The 17,524-nt window shown below is 67.5% G+C and carries 16 protein-coding genes; 4 read left to right on the top strand and 12 right to left on the bottom strand.

All coding sequences use genetic code 11. The features are described from left to right. Positions 1-77 precede the first annotated feature (77 nt). Positions 78-470 (bottom strand): tautomerase family protein, encoded by a 393-nt coding sequence (locus AC5WJ1_RS14380; RefSeq protein ID WP_135705930.1) that lies wholly within the window; start codon positions 468-470, stop codon positions 78-80. Positions 471-623: 153 nt separating this feature from the next. Here AC5WJ1_RS14380 and AC5WJ1_RS14375 point away from each other — a divergent pair, with 153 nt between their 5' ends. Together AC5WJ1_RS14375 and AC5WJ1_RS14370 are read left to right on the top strand one after the other, a co-directional pair. Next, the gene (locus AC5WJ1_RS14375; RefSeq protein ID WP_135705929.1) at positions 624-1,505 is read left to right on the top strand and encodes a LysR family transcriptional regulator; all 882 of its coding nucleotides are present in this window, start codon (positions 624-626) and stop codon (positions 1,503-1,505) included. 181 nt (positions 1,506-1,686) lie between these two features. Beyond that, positions 1,687-3,810 (top strand): TonB-dependent receptor, encoded by a 2,124-nt coding sequence (locus AC5WJ1_RS14370; RefSeq protein ID WP_135705928.1) that lies wholly within the window; start codon positions 1,687-1,689, stop codon positions 3,808-3,810. A gap of 131 nt (positions 3,811-3,941) precedes the next feature. Here the strand turns inward: AC5WJ1_RS14370 and AC5WJ1_RS14365 are convergent, their stop codons facing one another. Then, positions 3,942-4,427, bottom strand: coding sequence for a DUF2147 domain-containing protein (locus AC5WJ1_RS14365; protein WP_133092341.1), 486 nt, complete (start codon positions 4,425-4,427; stop codon positions 3,942-3,944). A 1,645-nt stretch (positions 4,428-6,072) separates the two neighbouring features. Here AC5WJ1_RS14365 and AC5WJ1_RS14360 point away from each other — a divergent pair. Continuing rightward, positions 6,073-6,654, top strand: coding sequence for a histone H1-like DNA-binding protein (locus tag AC5WJ1_RS14360; RefSeq protein WP_133092340.1), 582 nt, complete (start codon positions 6,073-6,075; stop codon positions 6,652-6,654). Positions 6,655-6,895: 241 nt separating this feature from the next. Here the strand turns inward: AC5WJ1_RS14360 and AC5WJ1_RS14355 are convergent, their stop codons facing one another. The 10 genes from AC5WJ1_RS14355 to AC5WJ1_RS14310 all read right to left on the bottom strand — a co-directional run bounded on the left by AC5WJ1_RS14355 (position 6,896) and on the right by AC5WJ1_RS14310 (position 15,898). Beyond that, a complete protein-coding gene (locus AC5WJ1_RS14355; protein ID WP_133092339.1) occupies positions 6,896-7,363 on the bottom strand; it encodes an outer membrane lipoprotein in 468 nt (155 codons plus the stop codon). A gap of 35 nt (positions 7,364-7,398) precedes the next feature. Further along, positions 7,399-8,346 (bottom strand): carbohydrate kinase family protein, encoded by a 948-nt coding sequence (locus AC5WJ1_RS14350; protein ID WP_135705927.1) that lies wholly within the window; start codon positions 8,344-8,346, stop codon positions 7,399-7,401. A 97-nt stretch (positions 8,347-8,443) separates the two neighbouring features. Next, entirely contained in the window at positions 8,444-8,944 is a 501-nt protein-coding gene (tpx, locus tag AC5WJ1_RS14345; protein WP_133092337.1) for a thiol peroxidase, read from the bottom strand. 121 nt (positions 8,945-9,065) lie between these two features. Then, a complete protein-coding gene (locus tag AC5WJ1_RS14340) occupies positions 9,066-10,739 on the bottom strand; it encodes a zinc-ribbon and DUF3426 domain-containing protein (RefSeq protein ID WP_135705926.1) in 1,674 nt (557 codons plus the stop codon). Positions 10,740-10,748: 9 nt separating this feature from the next. Then, a complete protein-coding gene (prmA, locus tag AC5WJ1_RS14335; protein WP_135705925.1) occupies positions 10,749-11,642 on the bottom strand; it encodes a 50S ribosomal protein L11 methyltransferase in 894 nt (297 codons plus the stop codon). A gap of 41 nt (positions 11,643-11,683) precedes the next feature. Then, a complete protein-coding gene (accC, locus tag AC5WJ1_RS14330; RefSeq protein ID WP_133092335.1) occupies positions 11,684-13,036 on the bottom strand; it encodes an acetyl-CoA carboxylase biotin carboxylase subunit in 1,353 nt (450 codons plus the stop codon). Between the two features lie 255 nt (positions 13,037-13,291). Beyond that, positions 13,292-13,753, bottom strand: a complete 462-nt coding sequence (gene accB / locus AC5WJ1_RS14325) for an acetyl-CoA carboxylase biotin carboxyl carrier protein (RefSeq protein WP_135705924.1) — start codon at positions 13,751-13,753, stop codon at positions 13,292-13,294. Between the two features lie 173 nt (positions 13,754-13,926). Next, a complete protein-coding gene (aroQ, locus tag AC5WJ1_RS14320; RefSeq protein ID WP_133092333.1) occupies positions 13,927-14,424 on the bottom strand; it encodes a type II 3-dehydroquinate dehydratase in 498 nt (165 codons plus the stop codon). A 195-nt stretch (positions 14,425-14,619) separates the two neighbouring features. After that, a complete protein-coding gene (locus AC5WJ1_RS14315; RefSeq protein ID WP_135705923.1) occupies positions 14,620-15,168 on the bottom strand; it encodes a TlpA family protein disulfide reductase in 549 nt (182 codons plus the stop codon). Positions 15,169-15,208: 40 nt separating this feature from the next. Further along, the gene (locus AC5WJ1_RS14310; protein ID WP_135705922.1) at positions 15,209-15,898 is read right to left on the bottom strand and encodes a UDP-N-acetylmuramate--alanine ligase; all 690 of its coding nucleotides are present in this window, start codon (positions 15,896-15,898) and stop codon (positions 15,209-15,211) included. Positions 15,899-16,098: 200 nt separating this feature from the next. Between AC5WJ1_RS14310 and mpl the strand changes: the two genes are divergently transcribed. Then, positions 16,099-17,514, top strand: a complete 1,416-nt coding sequence (gene mpl / locus AC5WJ1_RS14305) for a UDP-N-acetylmuramate:L-alanyl-gamma-D-glutamyl-meso-diaminopimelate ligase (protein ID WP_135705921.1) — start codon at positions 16,099-16,101, stop codon at positions 17,512-17,514. Positions 17,515-17,524: the final 10 nt, after the last annotated feature.

The following is a 17,524-nucleotide window of genomic DNA, read 5'->3' as shown; positions in this document are numbered from 1 at the left end:
CCCCCGATTGCTTCAGACCAGTCCGGTCACAAAATACAGCCCAGCGCGATAACGCCGCCCTGCAGGCGACGCGCGCTTCATCCGTGCTGGTGCCGATACTCCTGCGTGCGGCCGCCGTAGCCATACGCCGCCGCGCGGGCATCGATCACATGCACATAAGAGACGGGATGCAGGTTGCCGAGCAGGCCCGCCATGGTCTCGAACACAGCCTGGATGAACTGCGCCTTCTCGGCTTTGGTATTGGTCTCATCGGTGACGCTGATATCGAGATGGAAGGCGTTGCGGCCCTGCTCGGACAGCGGCACGCCGCCGATGATCCAGCTGTCGTGCGGCACGTAGTGGACGGTGATGGCAATCACGTCGCGTTTCTTGCCGAGCACGCTTGCGGTCAGGTCGGCGATGGCGGCGGCGCTGCGGCGGGTGAGGGCGGCATCGGGCTGGCCGGACAGTTGCAGGACGATGTGGGGCATGGCTGGCTCCTGGTTTCGTGGGTGGGTGATGCCATGTTAGGAGCCGGTGTAGTATCGGAAAAGCGGGAATGTCCGATACCATCCATCGGATTTGCCGAAGTAACTGCGGCCGCCTTTGCCACCCTCTGCCAGCCCATGCCGGAGCGTCCCATCATGCGTGGATTCGACACAGACCAGTTGCGCACCTTCGTCACCGTTGCCGACTGCGGCAGCCTGTCCGCCGCCGCGCCCCGGCTGTTCCTGTCGCAATCGTCGGTCAGCGAACAGCTGCGCAAGCTGGAAGAGCGCGCCGGCGTGCCGCTGCTGTCGCGCGGGCGGCACGGCGCGGTGCCGACGCCGGCCGGCGCGCGGCTGCTGGAGCACGCGCGGCGCATCCTCGCGCTGAACGAACTGGCGCTGCAGGAACTGCGCGGACACGCGCTGGAAGGCGACCTGCGGCTTGCCGTCACCGACTACTTCCGCCCGGGCGAAATCGCCGGCATGCTGCGGCGCCTGCGCGAACGCTATCCCTACCTGCGGCTGCACGTGACGGTGATGAAGAGTGCGGCAATCGATGCCGCCGCCGACATGGATGCCTTCGATATCGGCCTGAGCATGCGCCTGCCGCGCGGCCGCCACACCCCGGGCAAGAGCACGCGGGGCACGGTGCTGCGGCGCGAACCGCTGGCCTGGGTGGCGGCCTCCGGCGATGCCGATGCCTTGCCCGCCACGCTGCCGCTGGTGCTGCTGCCCGACACCTGCTCGCTGCACCAGTTCGTGGTGCAGCTGCTGCTGCGCAAGCGCTTGCCGTTCGAGGTCGCGCACTCGGCCTCGGGCGTGGCGGGCCTGCATCTCGCGCTCGCGGCCGGGCTCGGGCTGTCCTGCCTGAATGCAGCGGCGATCGGGCCGGGCGTCGCGCCGCTGGACGGCGGCACGGTTGCGCGGCTCGGCTTGCCGCGCCTGCCCGAAGCGGAGTTCTTCCTGCTACCTGCCCGCCGCAACGAATCGCCGTTCATTGCCGAGGCTCGCAACGTGCTGGCCGAGCAGTTGGCCTGAGTCGGCCCACCTGAGTCGGCTCACAAGTCAAACACCAGCGTACTGCCCCGGTCAACGCCGATCTGAAAACAACGCTCGCGCGGCAATAAATGGGAATAATTCGCAATCTCATTGACCCCTTCATTCTCATAATTGATAATGCATCGCTTTCTTAAAAAGAATTACAGTCAATTACAGGGAAATGAGAATAAAACTTCACCCGATCTGCGCCGCGGTGGCAGGGACTCTTGTTTTTCAACCGATGGCAGCCTGGTCGCAGGCGACACCGACTGCAGCGGCGCAGCTGCCCGAGGTCACCGTCAAGGCCGACGTCAGCCGAGAACTGGGCGCCGGCTACAACCCGCCCAACGCGCTCAGCGCGACCAAGACCGAAGCGCCGCTGCGCGACGTCCCGCAGACCGTCAACGTGGTCACCGCCGAGGTAATGCGCGACCAGCACGCCACGTCGATGCAGGACGCGCTGAAGAACGTGCCCGGCGTGTCGTTCTCGCATGGCGACGGCCAGCGCGACCAGGTCTCGATCCGCGGCTTCACCGCGATCGCCGACCAGTTCGTCGATGGCATTCGTGACGATGCGCTGTACTTCCGCGACCTGTCCAACGTGGATCGCGTCGAAGTGGTCAAGGGCCCGGCGGCGGTGCTCTACGGGCGCGGTTCGGCAGGCGGTCTGATCAACCGCGTCACCAAGAAGCCTGGCATCGACGTCACCGATTTCGCGCTGAGCTATGGCATGTGGGCCGACCGCCGCGCCGAGGCCGACGTCGGCCGCGTGTTCGCCGACGGCGCCGCCGCGTTCCGCATCACCGGCGCCGTGGAGAAGGCCAACAGCTATCGCTCGCAGCAGTTCCTGGACCGCAAGGCGATCGCGCCGTCGCTGGAGCTGCGCGTCGCACCCGAGACCACCGTGCTGTTCCAGGCCGACTACCTGGAAGACCGCCGCGTCACCGACTTCGGCATCCCGGCCTACCAGGGCCGCCCGGTCGACGTGCCGGCCTCGCGCTACTACGGCGCGGCCAATGCGCGCGATGCCGACTACTCGCAGTCGCGCGTGTTCTCCGGCACCGCCACGATCAACCACCGCTTCAACCAGAACTGGTCGATCCGCAACGCCACGCGCTACTACCACTACTCGCTGGACCGCAACAACACGCTGACCGCTGCGGTCAACGAAGCGGCGCGCACGCTGACCATGAACCACGGCAATGTCCGCCGCGAGGAACATGGCTGGTTCAACCAGACCGACCTGACCCAGAAGGCCACCTTCCTGGGCATGGAGCACGAGATCCTGTACGGCATGGAGATCGGGCAGCAGAACAAGGACCAGGTCAACAACACCAAGCCGGTGCTCGGCGCCAACGGCCGCCCGGCAGTGTTCGACCTGTTCAACCCGGTGCTGATGACGCTGCCGCTGAAGGCGCCGGGCAACCCGACCACCTCGAACCTGGGCGTGTTCGACACCCTGGCGTTCTACACCCAGGACATGATCAAGTTCAGCGAGCAGTGGAAGGCGCTGGTGGGGGTGCGCTACGACAACTTCCAGCAAGAGACCAGGAACCGGATCGCCGGCCAGCGCGACCTGTCGCGCACCGACACCGCCTGGAGCCCGCGCGCCGGCCTGGTGTGGCAGCCGTCGAAGGCGCAGTCGTACTACGTGTCGTGGAGCAAGTCGTTCCAGCCGTCGGGTGAGGCCTTTGCGCTGGCGGCCAACAACGCCGACCTGGCGCCCGAGACCACCAACAACACCGAAGTCGGCGCCAAGTATGACTGGCTGAACGGCAAGGCCAGCACCACGATCTCGGTGTTCCGCCTGGAGCGCAGCAACATCAAGGTGGCCAACGCCACCAACACGGCACTGCTGCCGATCGGCGAGCAGCGCACCGACGGCATCGAGATCTCCGGCGCGGCCGAGCTGGGCGGCGGCTGGCGCATGCTGGCGGGCTACGCGTACCTGGATGCCACCATCACCAAGTCCACCGCCGCGCTGCAGGGCAAGCGCGCCACCATCACGCCGCGCCACTCGGGCAACGCGTGGGTGACCAAGGACCTGGGCCACGGCTTCGGCGTGGGCGCCGGCCTCAACCTGGTGGGCGCGCGCTATGCCGATCCGCTCAACACCGTGACGCTGCCCGGCTACGTCACCGCCGACGCTATGGCCTGGTACCGGCGCGGCGCCTTCGAGGCGCAGCTGAACGTGTACAACCTGTTCGACAAGGGCTACATCGTGTCGGCGCACGGCACCAGCCCTAACCTGAACATGCCGGGCGCCCCGCGCAGCGTGATGGCGACGCTGCGGTACCGGATGTAAAGCGCAGCATCGAGGACAAAAAAACCGGGCGGTGAGAATCGCCCGGTTTTTTTTCGCCAGCCGCGTCGCCGCGCCATCGCATGCTGCCGGCGGTTGCGGAGAAACCCTGAGTCACATGAGCCGTCGCACGCTCAGTGATCGCGCTCCCAGGTCTGGGTGCGGCCGATCAGGCTGATGCCGATGAAGCCGCGCACGTTGAGCTTGCTGCCATCCTCGGCGAGCGACATCTTGCTCTTGTAGACCTTGCCGTTCTCGGGGTCGAGGATCTCGCCGCCGCTCCACTCGTTGTCGCCGGTCTTGCGCAGGCCGGTCAGGATGGTCATGCCGATCAGCGGCTGGTCCTTGCGCGCGTCGGTGCACTTGTCGCAGACCCTGGGCTTGCCGTCGCCTTCGACGAAGGTCTTCACCAGGCGTCCGCTGTAGACGCCGTTCTTCTCGCTGATCTCCACCAGGCCGCGCGGCTTGCCGGTGCTGTCGTCGATGGTCTTCCACATGCCGCTGGGCGAGGCCTGCGCCATCGCGGCGGCGCTGCCGAGCAGGGCGGCGGCGAGCACCGCGGCACGCAGTGCCGGACGCACCAGCGGACGGACAGCGGCGAGGTGGGATGGATTGCGCATGATGTCTCCTTTGAGGTTCGTTGCCCACCGGCAGGGTGCCGGTGCGATGCGCCGCGTGGCGATTGCCGCCTGCGTCGAAGCAGCGGAGCCTGGGCGGCGGGCGCGCACGCCAATCTACTGTCGCAGCAGCGGCACTGCAATCGCCCGGCATGCTGCGCCGGTCCCCGCGGCGGCCTGCGCGCACGCCTTGCATGCTCCCCGCAAAGCCGCATGCAGCCGTTGTTTGCGGGTTATTGTGTTGCAGCAAATCGGGCCGCCGAGCGCGCTGCCGAAGCATTCCTCTAAGCGGACGTGCGGCGCATCGCCGGGCTCTCGCGGCGAGATCGGCAAGCCTGTGGCAAGCGCTGCGAAGCGTGCCGGCACGCTCGGCATCGCGCGATGCGCGCAGCGATCTGTGGTGCGTGATCGGAGTCATCCGAATGGATGAGAGCGGCGATCGCGATGCTGTCGGCGCAGCTGTGTCCCGACAAACGATCGAAGTGTTGCCGCGATGCTTCGCACGCGTCGCCGCTTTGCTCAATCGCAACGCTTTGATGTCCTCGCGCTGTTGCTTCGATGCAAACCGTTGCGTTCGCGCATCACTCTTCGTGGGCTTGTTCGGCGTGCTTTCGCGAGGTGAGTGGCGCGAGTCGTCGCAGTCAGCCGGACGCCCTTCGCGCGTGCGCGCTGACGACTGTGTAACGCATGCAGGCGACGAAGCGCGCCACCCGTTTCCGGCGCGAGCGCTTACGTGCTCGCGCACTGCCGCGCAGGTCGCGCGCGTATCGGTGCATCGCCCGCAAAGCCTTTGTCCATGCGGCTTTTCGGAAAGCGCGATGACGTGCGCAGCAGGGCGCGCGCAATCCTGCGATGCGCGTTGCGCGGGTTGTAATCGGGTGCCGTGCGGGTGTGTAAAAGCTGCGCGTGCGCGGGTCGGGATGGAGGGCCGCGACGCGTGTGTGAACGAGCGAAGCGCGTGTTCGCATCAGCGTGCGCGCGATGCATTGCGATGCCATCGGCAACGTCTTCGTGACGACGCGCGAGAGAACTAGTTTGAGTAATGCATGCAGGCAAGTTTTTTTGCACTTTTTTCTTAACATCATCGTGCAAACGAATTATGATTCGCCTTGACAAGAGTCTCACTTCATTGCAGAGAAGCAGGAAGCAAGATTGGAACGACGAGCGCGATGCGCGCTTCGATGCAGTGATGAAGGTTGTAGCTGAGGAGCACGAGAACTTTGACGCAGACCTGGCCGAGCCGGCTTCTTAAAACGCGTGCAGTCTCCCTTGGTCCATTGACGGGTTGGACCAGCTACCACCGAATGAATGCCGCTTGCCGTGCGCGAGGCCATGCCCGCACCGCAGGCCTGCTGTCCGATATCTCCTCTTTTCAGGCCGCGCGCCGACCCGACTGGCGGGGCGGGCCGATCGAATATTCCAGGGCGCGGCAAGTGCCCCGGTCCCGCTTGCGGGTCCGCGACTGCCGCGAAGTCACCGCCATGGGCGGTGCGCCTGCAACCGAATTCATTAGCGTGCAGCCGCAGTCGGGCCGCGCGCCGATGAATCGCTCGCTCGACTGGGGCCGCGCTGTGGTATCGCGCCTCGGGTCGGTCGGGTCGCCTGACTTAGGTCATTCGATATTCACTCTCTAGTGAAGGAGTTATCCATGGCAACTGCTGCAAAGAAAAAGCCGGCGGCTAAGAAGGCCGCCAAGCCGGCCGCCAAGAAGGCCGCTCCGGCCAAGAAGGCCGCAACCAAGAAGGTAGCCGCCAAGAAGGCAGCACCGGCCGCCAAGAAGGCACCGGCCAAGAAGGCCGCCGTGAAGAAGGTCGCCGCCAAGAAGGCTGCGCCGGCCAAGAAGGCTGCGGCCAAGAAGGCCCCCGCCAAGAAGGCCGCGGTGAAGAAGGTCGCCGCCAAGAAGGTTGCAACCAAGAAGGTCGCCGCCAAGAAGGCAGCACCGGCCAAGAAGGCCGCAGTAAAGAAGGTCGCCGCCAAGAAGGCAGCACCGGCCAAGAAGGCTGCAACCAAGAAGGTCGCCGCCAAGAAGGCTGCACCGGCCAAGAAGGCTGCTGCCAAGAAGCCGGCTGCCAAGAAGGCTCCTGCCAAGAAGGCTGCTGCGAAGAAGCCGGCTGCCAAGAAGGCTGCCGCGAAGCCTGCCGCTGCCCCTGCCGTTGCTCCCGCTTCGGCTGCCAAGACCGCGCTGAACCCGGCCGCTGCCTGGCCGTTCCCGACGGGCAACCGTCCGTAAGCTGCGCCGCCACGGCGTGGGACTTACGCGTTCCGTACGGAACCACATCGGCACGCAGTGCGTGCCAGCATGACCGGATACTGCGTATCCGGTCAGCAAGACGCCAGTCTTGCAGACCCGCCGATGGCCGCTGGCCCGGCGGGTTTTTTCATTGGTGCGCGAGCAAAGAAAAAGCGCCGCGGCCCTTGCGGGCGCGGCGCCTGGATGCGCTGCATGCTGGCGCCCGCCCGGGCGCAGCGGTTCAGTGCGTGACGCGGGTGACGCCGCCCGAGGACAGCAGCCGCACGCGCTCGCCCGGGCGGAAAACCTCGTCGGCCTCCTGCGTGATCGCGCGCATCTCGCCGTTGTCCAGGCGCACGGTGATCTCCAGGCCGCGCCGCTCGTTGACCTTGTTCTCGGCAGCGCTGCCGGCGATGCCGCCCAGGATCGCGCCGAGGATGCCCGCCGCCACCGCGCCGTTGCCGCTGCCGATGGTGCTGCCAGCGGCGATGCCGCCGATGGCACTGCCGGCGAGCGTGCCCGCGCCGGTCTGGCTGCGCTGGATGGCAACTTCGCGTATGCCTTCGACCACGCCATAGCGTACGGTCTGCTCGCGCTGCGCCTGCCCGGTGCTGTAGACGCTGTTGGAGTTCGACTCCGTCGCACAGCCGGCGACCAGGGCCGCGATGGCAATGACGGCAAGCGCGCCGCCACGGAGCTGGTGGTTCATGTCAAATCCCGAAGAGGCCACGCACTGGCCGCAGGTCAGGCGTAGCGGTACCCGAATGCAGACTGGAACCGGTTGCCGATTTCCTCGCGCGACAACCAGTGGTTCTGCGGACCCTGCTGCGCGATCTTGACCGACCCCATCAGCGATGCCAGGCGGCCGGTCGTTTCCCAGTCTAAACCGTTTTCAATGCCGTAGAGCAGGCCGCCGCGGAAGGCGTCGCCACAGCCGGTCGGGTCGACGATGCGCTCGGCCCGCACGGCCGGGATCGCGTACTGCTGGCCATCGGCATAGATGCTGGCGCCGCGCTCGCCGTGCGTGACGATGAAGGCACGAACCTTGGCGGCAACCTCGGCGCTGGTCCATGCGGTACGGGACAGCAGCACCTGCGCCTCGTAGTCATTGACTGTCACGTAACTGGCGAGTTCAACGAACTCCCGCAGGTCTTCGCCGTTGAACAGCGGCATCGCCTGGCCCAGGTCGAAGATGAACGGAACACCCGCCTCGGCGAACTGGCGCGCGTGGTGCAGCATGCCTTCGCGGCTGTCCGGGGCCACGATGCCGAGCGCGGGCGCCTTGCCGCTGCCGAGCGCGTCCTTGACGTTGTTCAGCTGCGACTGGCTCATTGCGCCAGGGTGGAAGGCGGTGATCTGGTTGTTGTCCAGGTCGGTGGTGATCATGGCCTGCGCCGTGAAGCTCTCGGGCAGCACGCGGATGTGGCTGGTGGGAATCTCCAGCTTGCGCAGGTATTCCAGGTAGGGCTCGGCATCGGTGCCGACGGTGGCCATCACCACCGGATCGCCGCCCAGCATCTTCAGCGTGTAGGCGATGTTGCCGGCGCAGCCGCCGAACTCGCGGCGCATGCCGGGCACCAGGAACGAGACGTTCAGCATATGGATCTGGTCCGGCAGGATGTGTTCGCGGAAGCGTCCGTCGAACGTCATGATGGTGTCGTAGGCGACGGAGCCGCAGATCAGGCTGGCCATGCTCTCTCCAGGTGGTAGGTTGTTGGTGGATAGGTCAGATAAAGCAAAAACGGCCGCCCCGGTTGCGCGGGCGGCCGCTGCCGTCAGGCGGTGCGGATTACTTCAGCGCGGCCAGGGCGGCTTCGTAGTCCGGCTCGGTCTTGATTTCCGGGACCAGCTGGGCGTACTTGACGGTGTCGTTCTCGTCGAGCACCACCACTGCGCGCGCGGTCGCGCCGGCCAGCGGGCCGCTCTTGATGTCCACGCCGTAGTTGCCCTTGAACTCGGCGCCGCGCATCGTCGACAGCGTCACCACGTTGGCCAGGCCTTCGGTGGTGCAGAAGCGGCCCATCGCGAAGGGCAGGTCGGCCGAGATCGTCAGCACGACGGTGTTGGCCAGGCTGTTGGCGGCCTCGTTGAACTTGCGGGCCGAAGCCTGGCACACCGGCGTGTCCAGGCTCGGGACGATGTTCAGCACCTTGCGCTTGCCGGCGAAGTCGGCCAGCGTGACGTCCTTCAGGTCCTTGCCGACCAGCGAGAAGGCGGGCGCCTTGTCGCCGGCTTGCGGGAACTTGCCTGCGACTTCGATCGGGTTGCCGCCGAGGGTAACGCTGCTCATGTCTGCTCCTTGATGTCTGATGGTTTCCGGTTCAGTTTCCGGCGCCTGGCCGGCCAATGCCCCGGTGGGGGGCGCTGCCCGCCGCCGGACTCGGATTCGGTCCGGCGGCAGGCCGCGGAATTCAGGGATAAAAAATCAGCACGCGGTAGTTGGATGGCGCCTGCTGCGTCCGGAATCGTACCCGAACCGGCAGCTCCATGCCGGCGCGAAGCCCCTCTGTCGCGAAGGCCTTTTGCGAAGGGTCCAGGTAATCCGCCGGTTGCAGCACACGCCTCAGCAGCAGCTGGTCCTGCAGGTCGGTCATTACCAGCTCGATCGCTGGCAGCGCGGTGGTGGCGCGGCCGAGGTTGCGCAGCGTGACGGCGAGCATGTAGGCATCGCCGCCTTCGTCCAGGCGCTGCAGCTGCGAACTCTCGATGCGCAGTGCGTCGATGTCGCGCCACGGCGGCACGTCGCAGCCGAACGGGGCGCATGCGGCTTCCAGTGCCGGGCGCAGCATCGGGAACTGTCCGGCCAGCGGGCTGCGCGCGAGATACACGGCCTGCACCGTCGCGCCCAGGGCGAGCACCGCTGCCGCGGCGTACCAGAGCGTGCGCGGCGCCGGCGCGCGGCTGCGCGCGGGGGCACGCTCGCGCTCGCGTTCGCGGGCGTGGCGCAGGAAGTCGGGAGCGAAGACCGGGCCGGCCGGGGCTTCGGCGCGGGTCCAGCGGCGCGTGGTCTGCTCGCGTGCGACGGCTTCGCCAGTGATGCTGGCGGGCGCGCCAGTGTCGGGCGCGGGCCCGGCGTCGCGGCCGTAGCGCGTATCGCTGGTGTCGGTGCGCTCGGCAGCCTTGCTCTCGGACGGCTCGGCGGCGGACTCGGGCGTGTCTGCCGGCGCCGGATGGATCGCCGGTGGCGGGCCGATATCCGCCGACGCCGCGCGCAGGAATTCGCTGGCACTCGGGATTGCCGCGGGTGCGGGCACAGCGTCCGGCTGGGGCGCCGGCGCTTCCGCTTTCCCTCGCGCTTCTGCTTCGGGCTCCCCGGCCTTGCCGATCCGTGCCGGCTCTTCAAGCGCAGGATGATCGAGTGCGTTGTGGTTCAGTGCGGGCCATGCCGGCGCTGCAACTTCGGGTTCGGCCGGCTGAGGCGCCGCGTGCGTCGCCGTGGCCTCTGCGTCGTGCGTGGCTTTGCGCTCTGGTTCAGGCTGCGCTTCGGGTTCCGGTCCTGGTTTTGCCTCTGGCTCCGGTTCCGACTCCGCCATGGGTTCCGCTTCCCGCGCGGTCTCCGTGGCAGGCGTCTGCTGCGGCACGGGCTCGACGTCCGCCTGCCGCTCCGCATCGCGCGCGTCGCGCTGGGCGACGGCATCGTTGGCCTCGCGCAGCGCCCGTTCGATCTCGTCCTCATGCACGTCCGCGTGGGGCGGTGCCGCGACGTCGAGGTCCGCGGGCGAGGTCATGAGCATGGTAGGCGCGTCCAGCGCCGGCACGTCATAGCCGGGATCGGTGGTGGGCGTGAAGGGCGTGAAGGGGGCAGGGGCTGGCTGCGATGCCGGGGCAGACTCGCCGGGGCGCGCAGCTTCAGCTGCCGGTGCGGGCGTGGCCGCGGTCGGCGTGGTCGTTGCCGGTACGGCGGACGCCGGCGGCGTGGCACTGCCTGCCGGCACGGGGATTTCGATCAGGTGCTCGCGCGCATCGAACACCGTTTCGCAGTGGCCGCAACGCACCAGCCCCTGGCGCAGGCGCAACTGGTCGGCGACCAGCCGGAAGGCGGTGCGGCAGGCCGGGCAGCGCGTGACGAGCTTGACGGCGGCCATCTGGACTGGTCAGGGACGGGTGCCGTGCAGGCACACCCAGCCTTCCTCGGCGCGCCATACCGTCAGCGGCAGCCACGGTGCATAGGCGGCGGCAACTTCATCCGCCTGGCGCTCCAGCACGCCCGACAGCACCAGCCGGCCGCCGGGGCGCACGCGGGCGCTGAGCATGGCGGCCATCAGCTTGAGCGGGTTCGACAGGATATTGGCGACCACCAGGTCATAGGTGGCCTCCGACACCGACTCGGGCAGCGCGAACGACGCCTCGACCTGGTTGCGCTCGGCGTTGTAGCGCGACGCTTCCACGGCGTTGGGATCGATGTCGATGCCAACGGTAGCGCCCGCGCCGAGCTTGCGCGCGACGATCGCCAGGATGCCGGAGCCGCAGCCATAGTCGAGCACGGTCTCGCCCGGCACCACATGTTGCTCCAGCCACTGCATGCACAGCCGCGTGGTCGGATGGCTGCCGGTGCCGAAGGCCAGGCCGGGGTCCAGCTCCAGCACCACCGCATCGGGCTCGGGGGCGTCGTGCCACGACGGCACCACCCAGATGCGCTCGCCGATGCGGATCGGTTCGAACTGCGATTGCGTCAGGCGCACCCAGTCCTGGTCTTCCACCGCGCGCAGTTCGTATGCCGGCACCGGATCGATGCCAAGCTGGTTGGCGGCAGCGGCCACCACCACGGCGGGATCGGCATCGTCGCCGAACAGCGCCACCACGCGCGACCGGTTCCACGCGAGTTGCTTGGGTTCGAGCCCGGGCTCGCCGAAAAGCGGTTGCTCATCGGGCGTATCGGCATCGGCGTCTTCCACCGAGACCGACAGCGCACCGAGGTCGAACAGGGCCTCGGACCAGGCTTCGGCCTGGTCCTGCGCCACTTCGATCACACATTCCTGAAATGCCACGGGCTTCCTTGCTTGCTGCTTGGGGTTGCGGGTAAGTCGCGTCAGGCCTTCGCGCGCTCCGCCAGGCGATGCTCGAGATAGTGGATGCTGGTGCCGCCTTCGACGAAGTTGGCGTCCATCATGAGCTCGCGGTGCAGCGGCACGTTGGTCTGGATGCCGTCCACAACCATTTCGGACAGCGCGATGCGCATGCGGGCGATGGCCTGCTCGCGCGTGGCGCCGTATGTGATGATCTTGCCGATCATCGAATCGTAGTTGGGCGGCACGAAGTAGCCATCATACGCGTGCGAGTCCACGCGTACACCAGGGCCCCCCGGCATGTGCCAGGCGGTGATGCGGCCGGGCGACGGGATGAACTTGAACGGGTCCTCGGCATTCACGCGGCATTCGATCGCGTGGCCGCGGAATTGCACGTCCTTCTGGCGGAAACGCAGCTTCTCGCCGAAGGCGATGCGGATCTGTTCCTGCACGATGTCGATGCCGGTGATCATCTCGGTGACCGGGTGCTCCACCTGCACACGCGTGTTCATCTCGATGAAGTAGAACTCGTTGTTTTCGTACAGGAACTCGAAAGTGCCGGCGCCGCGGTATCCCATCTTCTTGCAGGCCTCGGCGCAACGGTCGCCGATGCGCTCGATCAGGCGGCGCGGGATATGCGGCGCCGGCGCTTCTTCGATCACCTTCTGGTGGCGGCGCTGCATCGAGCAGTCGCGCTCGCCCAGCCAGATCGCCTGCTTGTGCTGGTCGGCCAGGATCTGGATCTCCACATGGCGCGGATTCTCCAGGAACTTCTCCATGTAGACCTCGGGATTGCCGAAGGCGCGGCCGGCTTCCTCACGCGTCATGTTGACGGCGTTGATCAGCGCCGCTTCGGTGTGCACCACGCGCATGCCGCGGCCACCGCCGCCGCCGGCGGCCTTGATGATTACCGGGTAGCCTACGCGGCGCGCGGTCGCCAGGATTTCCTTGGGGTCGTCGGGCAGGGCGCCGTCAGAGCCCGGCACGCACGGCACGCCGGCCTTGATCATGGCCTGCTTGGCCGAGACCTTGTCGCCCATCAGGCGGATGCTGTCGGCGGTCGGGCCGATGAAGACGAAGCCGGATTTCTCCACGCGCTCGGCGAAGTCGGCGTTCTCCGACAGAAAGCCGTAGCCCGGGTGGATGGCCTGCGCATCGGTCACTTCGGCGGCCGAGATGATGGCCGGCATGTTCAGGTACGACTGCGGCGACGGGGCCGGGCCGATGCAGACGGCTTCGTCGGCCAGGCGCACGTACTTGGCCTCCTTGTCGGCCTCGGAATACACCACCACCGTCTTGATGCCCAGTTCGCGGCAGGCGCGCTGGATGCGAAGTGCGATTTCGCCGCGGTTCGCGATCAGAATTTTTTCAAACATGGTCTCTCTCTGCGAGAACGGGAGCGGTCCCGCTGCGTGCCGCCATGGCACGTCGGGCGCGCGGCCGTCAGGCTGGCCGCCGGGCCGCACGCCGGGCCGCACTAACGCGCGGAACTGCATGGAACTGCACGGAACGGGTCGCGATGCCCACAACGTCCCTGGCGTCCTGAAACGCCATAGAGGGCCGCGCCGGTGCTGTGCCTGCCGCCGCAAGGGCGGTCGTCGGCAGCGCTGGGCGCGGCATGCCTTTCAGGCTCAGCCGATGACGAACAGCGGCTGGCCGTATTCCACGGCCTGGCCGTTCTCGACCAGGATTTCCTTGATGACGCCGGCCTTGTCGCACTCGATTTCGTTGAGCAGCTTCATGGCTTCGATGATGCAGACGGTCTGGCCTTCCTTGACCGAATCGCCGACATTGACGAACGGTGCGGCGCCCGGCGACGGCGCGCGGTAGAACGTGCCCACCATCGGCGAGGTCACGATGTGGCCGGCGGGCAGTTGCGCAACCGGCTCGGCGGCCGGGGCGGCGGTGCCGACCGGGGCAGCGGCCGATGCGGCCGGCAGTGCCTGCAGCTGCGGCATGGCCATCGGCGCGGCGACGATTTGCGGCGGTTGCTTGACGATGCGTACCTTGCCGTCGCCTTCGGTGACTTCCAGCTCGGAGATGCCGGATTCGGCCACCAGGTCGATGAGCGTCTTCAGCTTGCGCAGGTCCATCTTCTTATCCTCCTGAATCAGGTTGTCCGGCCGCGGCCCCGCTGGGCTGCGGCGGAAGAAATCGTTTGGCGCCCACCACGGAGCCGCGCCCGCCGCGCCGTGCCGCAGCACGTGCAACGGGCGCGGTCCGCCGGGCGGCGCGCGCAGGTTCGTCAAAAAAATTCTGGCAGGGGTCAGCGCCCCGGGCTTCCTGGCGGCGGCTGTTCCTGGGCGAGCGCATAGTCGAGTGCCAGCAGGTATCCCTGCCAGCCCAGCCCACAGATCACTCCGACAGCGATATCGGAGAAATAGGAGTGGTGACGGAAGCTCTCGCGGCGGTGCACGTTGGACAGGTGGACCTCCACAAACGGGATGGCCACGCCGGCCAGCGCATCGCGCAGGGCCACGCTGGTGTGCGTGTAGGCCGCCGGGTTGATGATGATGAAATCGACGCCTTCCTCGCGCGCGGCGTGGATGCGATCGACCAGTGCCCCCTCATGGTTGGACTGGAACGAAGCCAGGGAAATACCGGCCTTGGATGCATGGTCGGCCAGCGCTGCGTCGATATCGGCCAGGGTGGTGTGCCCGTAGGTCTCCGGTTCGCGCGTTCCCAGCAGGTTCAGGTTAGGCCCATGCAGGACCAGCACCTTGCGGTAGCGGGCTGAGCGACGGATGGAGCGGGTTGCAGTCACGGCGGCTCGACCAGATCAACGAAATTGCGCGGAGATTACCGTAGCTTAGAGGGATTTGTCTAGCGCGGGATACAAGGCGCGGCGGCATCGGGACGATACGGCGGCGCTTTCGGCACTTTCTCGGGCCTCACATACGGAAACGGAACAAATCGCGCGAGAAATCCGAAATTGACCGGAGATACCGAAAGAACTTACTCAGGTGCGAGGCAGCACCGCGCGCAGCTCTTCCGCGGTGACGCGGCCCATCTTGCGGTACTTGACGCTGCCGTCGGGGTTGATGACCACGGTATAGGGCAAGCCGCCGGCGCTGTTGCCGAAATTGCGCGACAGCTCGGTGCCGGCGAAGCCTGCCACCGCGAGCGGATAGGCGACCGGTACCTTCCTGGTGAACTGCTGGATATTACTGGCTGAATCGATGCCGATGCCGACAAACTCGACTTGCCGGTTCTTGTATTCCTCGTGCAGCGCGGTCAGCTCGGGCATTTCTTCGACGCAGGGGCCGCACCACGGCGCCCAGAAGTTCACCACCAGTGTCTTGCCCCGCAGCGTGCCCAGGTCAAGCTCGGTGCCCGCGGGGTCCGGCAGCCGCGTCTGGAAGAACGCCTCGACGGCCTGGTCGCTGGCCGGCTTGGGCGAGAACACGAAATGGCCGGCAATCGCGCCGGCGGCGCATGCCGCCACGGCAACTGCGATCCACAGCCAGAGGCGGGAGCGGCGGACGGTCGAGGAGACGGTATCAGTCATTGGATTAGGTAGCGTGAGCGGGGCGGGCGCGGGCCGTGATTCAGGACGGCCCGGTGCCGGCATCTTCGCCGATCAGCGCGCGTACGGCCTGCAGGTCCGCGCGGGTGAGCCGCCCGGAGGCGTCGGCGCGCACGGCGCCGCGTTCGTCGACGGCATCATACAGCGCAATATGGATGCCGACCGGCGCACCCAGTTCCGCGCGCACCTCGCCGGCCAGCTGGCGGGCCGCGCGGCGGTCGGGCCACTGGCCCTTCCACAGGAAGCTGAGGGTCTCGACATCGCCGCGGCCGCCGAAGTGACGGCTTTCGCTGGTTTCGAAGTCGACCCCGGCGTTCAGCAGGTGCAGCGTGGCGTCCTTGGCGCTGTCGCAGAAGCACTGCAGGTAGATATCCGAGTGCTCGGTGGCGGTGCCGTTCAGCACGGCGCCCACCAGGTAGGGCCGGAACGGCGCGAGGTCCTCCATGGCCAGCACGGCCACGCGGCGCAGCAGGGCCAGCACGCGCGGCTGGGTGTCGCCATGGAACAGCGCCTGGTAGGCGCGCACTTCGGCCTCGACCTGGTCGTTGTCGGGCAGCCATTCGCCGGGCACGCGCTGCTCGCCCAGCACCTGGCGCGCGGCCTTGCGCTTGGCGGTGGCGTAGTCGGCGCCGTCCTCGGCGATCATGCGGGCGGCGGCCTGGGCGATTTCCTCGCGCAGGCGGGTGGGGTCGGGCGGGGTACGTCGGCTCATTGCCCCATGATACCGGAGCGCACGCGGGGCGCCGCACGCACGTGGCCGCCGGTGCCGCGGTGCAGCGAAGGCCGCCGGCGCTCGGGTACAATCAGTGGCTTCCTGCCCGGCCTGCCATCACCATGCGGCCACGCTGCCGCCGCGCGAGCGCCGGGTGCCGAGTCCCCAAGCCTGCGGGCTTCATGTCTTCCCGGGAACCCATGCATATTCATATCCTTGGCATCTGCGGCACCTTCATGGGCGGCCTGGCGGTGCTGGCCAAGCAGGCCGGCCATCGCGTCACCGGCTGCGATGCCAATGTCTATCCGCCGATGAGCACCCAGCTGGAAGCGCAGGGCATCGAGCTGATCGAAGGCTTCGACCCCGCCCAGCTGGCGCTGGAGCCTGACCTGTTCGTGATCGGCAACGTGGTTTCGCGCGGCAATCCGCTGATGGAAGCCATCCTCGATCGCAACCTGCCCTATGTGTCCGGCCCGCAATGGCTGGGCGAACACGTGCTGGCGCGCAAGTGGGTGCTGGCGGTGGCCGGCACGCACGGCAAGACCACCACCACGTCGATGCTGGCCTGGATCCTGGAGGATGCCGGCTACAACCCGGGCTTCCTGGTGGGCGGCGTGCCGCAGAACTTCGGCATCTCGGCGCGCGTGACCGAGTCCGATTTCTTCGTGATCGAGGCCGACGAGTACGACACCGCGTTCTTCGACAAGCGCAGCAAGTTCGTGCATTACCGCCCGCGCACTGCGATCCTGAACAACCTGGAATACGATCACGCCGACATCTTCCCGGATCTGGCGGCGATCGAGACGCAGTTCCACCACCTGGTGCGCATCGTACCGGGCCAGGGCCGGCTGGTCGTCAACGGCGTCGAGGAAAGCCTGGCGCGCGTGCTCGAGCGCGGCTGCTGGAGCGAGGTCGAGCAGTTCGGCGTGGGCGACTGGCGCGAGAGCGATGCCGCCCACACCGCCCACACCGCCCACACCGCCCACACCGCCCACACCGCACAGCCGGGCAAGGATGCCTTCGACGTCTGGTTCGAGGGCGCCGTGGTCGGCACCGTGGTGTGGGACCTGCAGGGCACGCATAACCGCATGAACGCGCTGGCGGCAATCGCCGCGGCGCGCCACGTGGGCGTGCCGGCGGAGCAGGCGATCGCTTCGCTGTCGCGCTTCGCCAACGTCAAGCGCCGCATGGAAGTGCGCGGCGAGGTCGGCGGCGTGACCGTCTACGACGACTTCGCCCACCATCCGACCGCGATCCAGACCACGCTGGAAGGGCTGCGCCGGCGTGTCGGCAATGCCCGCATCCTGGCGGTGCTGGAGCCGCGCTCGAACACCATGAAGCTGGGCGTGATGAAAGCCCAGCTGCCGGCAAGCCTGGAGCAGGCTGACCTGGTGTTCGGCTACGGCGCCCCGGCCGGCAAGGACGCGCTGGGCTGGGACCTGGCCGAGTCGCTGGCGCCGCTGGGCGACAAGGCTGGCGCATTCCAGGACCTGGGCGCGCTGGTGCAGGCCGTGTGCGCCGCGGCACAGCCGGGCGACCACGTGCTGGTGATGAGCAACGGCGGCTTCGGCGGCGTGCACCAGAAGCTGCTGGACGCGCTGGCCGCGGCGGCCTGAGCCGCAGGGG

This window comes from Cupriavidus sp. MEYA8 (genome assembly GCF_059278825.1).
Note: the sequence above shows the minus strand (reverse complement) of the source record. Positions and strands in the feature narration are given on the sequence as shown.

Excerpts from the sequence above, each read along its gene's own strand:
- accC (WP_133092335.1), bottom strand. The coding sequence starts at position 13,036 with ATGTTTGAAAAAATTCTGATCGCGAACCGCGGCGAAATCGCACTTCGC.
- AC5WJ1_RS14360 (WP_133092340.1), top strand. The coding sequence starts at position 6,073 with ATGGCAACTGCTGCAAAGAAAAAGCCGGCGGCTAAGAAGGCCGCCAAG.
- AC5WJ1_RS14350 (WP_135705927.1), bottom strand. The coding sequence starts at position 8,346 with ATGGCCAGCCTGATCTGCGGCTCCGTCGCCTACGACACCATCATGACG.
- AC5WJ1_RS14310 (WP_135705922.1), bottom strand. The coding sequence starts at position 15,898 with ATGAGCCGACGTACCCCGCCCGACCCCACCCGCCTGCGCGAGGAAATC.
- AC5WJ1_RS14365 (WP_133092341.1), bottom strand. The coding sequence starts at position 4,427 with ATGCGCAATCCATCCCACCTCGCCGCTGTCCGTCCGCTGGTGCGTCCG.
- tpx (WP_133092337.1), bottom strand. The coding sequence starts at position 8,944 with ATGAGCAGCGTTACCCTCGGCGGCAACCCGATCGAAGTCGCAGGCAAG.
- AC5WJ1_RS14340 (WP_135705926.1), bottom strand. The coding sequence starts at position 10,739 with ATGGCCGCCGTCAAGCTCGTCACGCGCTGCCCGGCCTGCCGCACCGCC.
- AC5WJ1_RS14355 (WP_133092339.1), bottom strand. The coding sequence starts at position 7,363 with ATGAACCACCAGCTCCGTGGCGGCGCGCTTGCCGTCATTGCCATCGCG.
- accB (WP_135705924.1), bottom strand. The coding sequence starts at position 13,753 with ATGGACCTGCGCAAGCTGAAGACGCTCATCGACCTGGTGGCCGAATCC.
- AC5WJ1_RS14370 (WP_135705928.1), top strand. The coding sequence starts at position 1,687 with ATGAGAATAAAACTTCACCCGATCTGCGCCGCGGTGGCAGGGACTCTT.
- mpl (WP_135705921.1), top strand. The coding sequence starts at position 16,099 with ATGCATATTCATATCCTTGGCATCTGCGGCACCTTCATGGGCGGCCTG.
- AC5WJ1_RS14380 (WP_135705930.1), bottom strand. The coding sequence starts at position 470 with ATGCCCCACATCGTCCTGCAACTGTCCGGCCAGCCCGATGCCGCCCTC.
- AC5WJ1_RS14315 (WP_135705923.1), bottom strand. The coding sequence starts at position 15,168 with ATGACTGATACCGTCTCCTCGACCGTCCGCCGCTCCCGCCTCTGGCTG.
- AC5WJ1_RS14375 (WP_135705929.1), top strand. The coding sequence starts at position 624 with ATGCGTGGATTCGACACAGACCAGTTGCGCACCTTCGTCACCGTTGCC.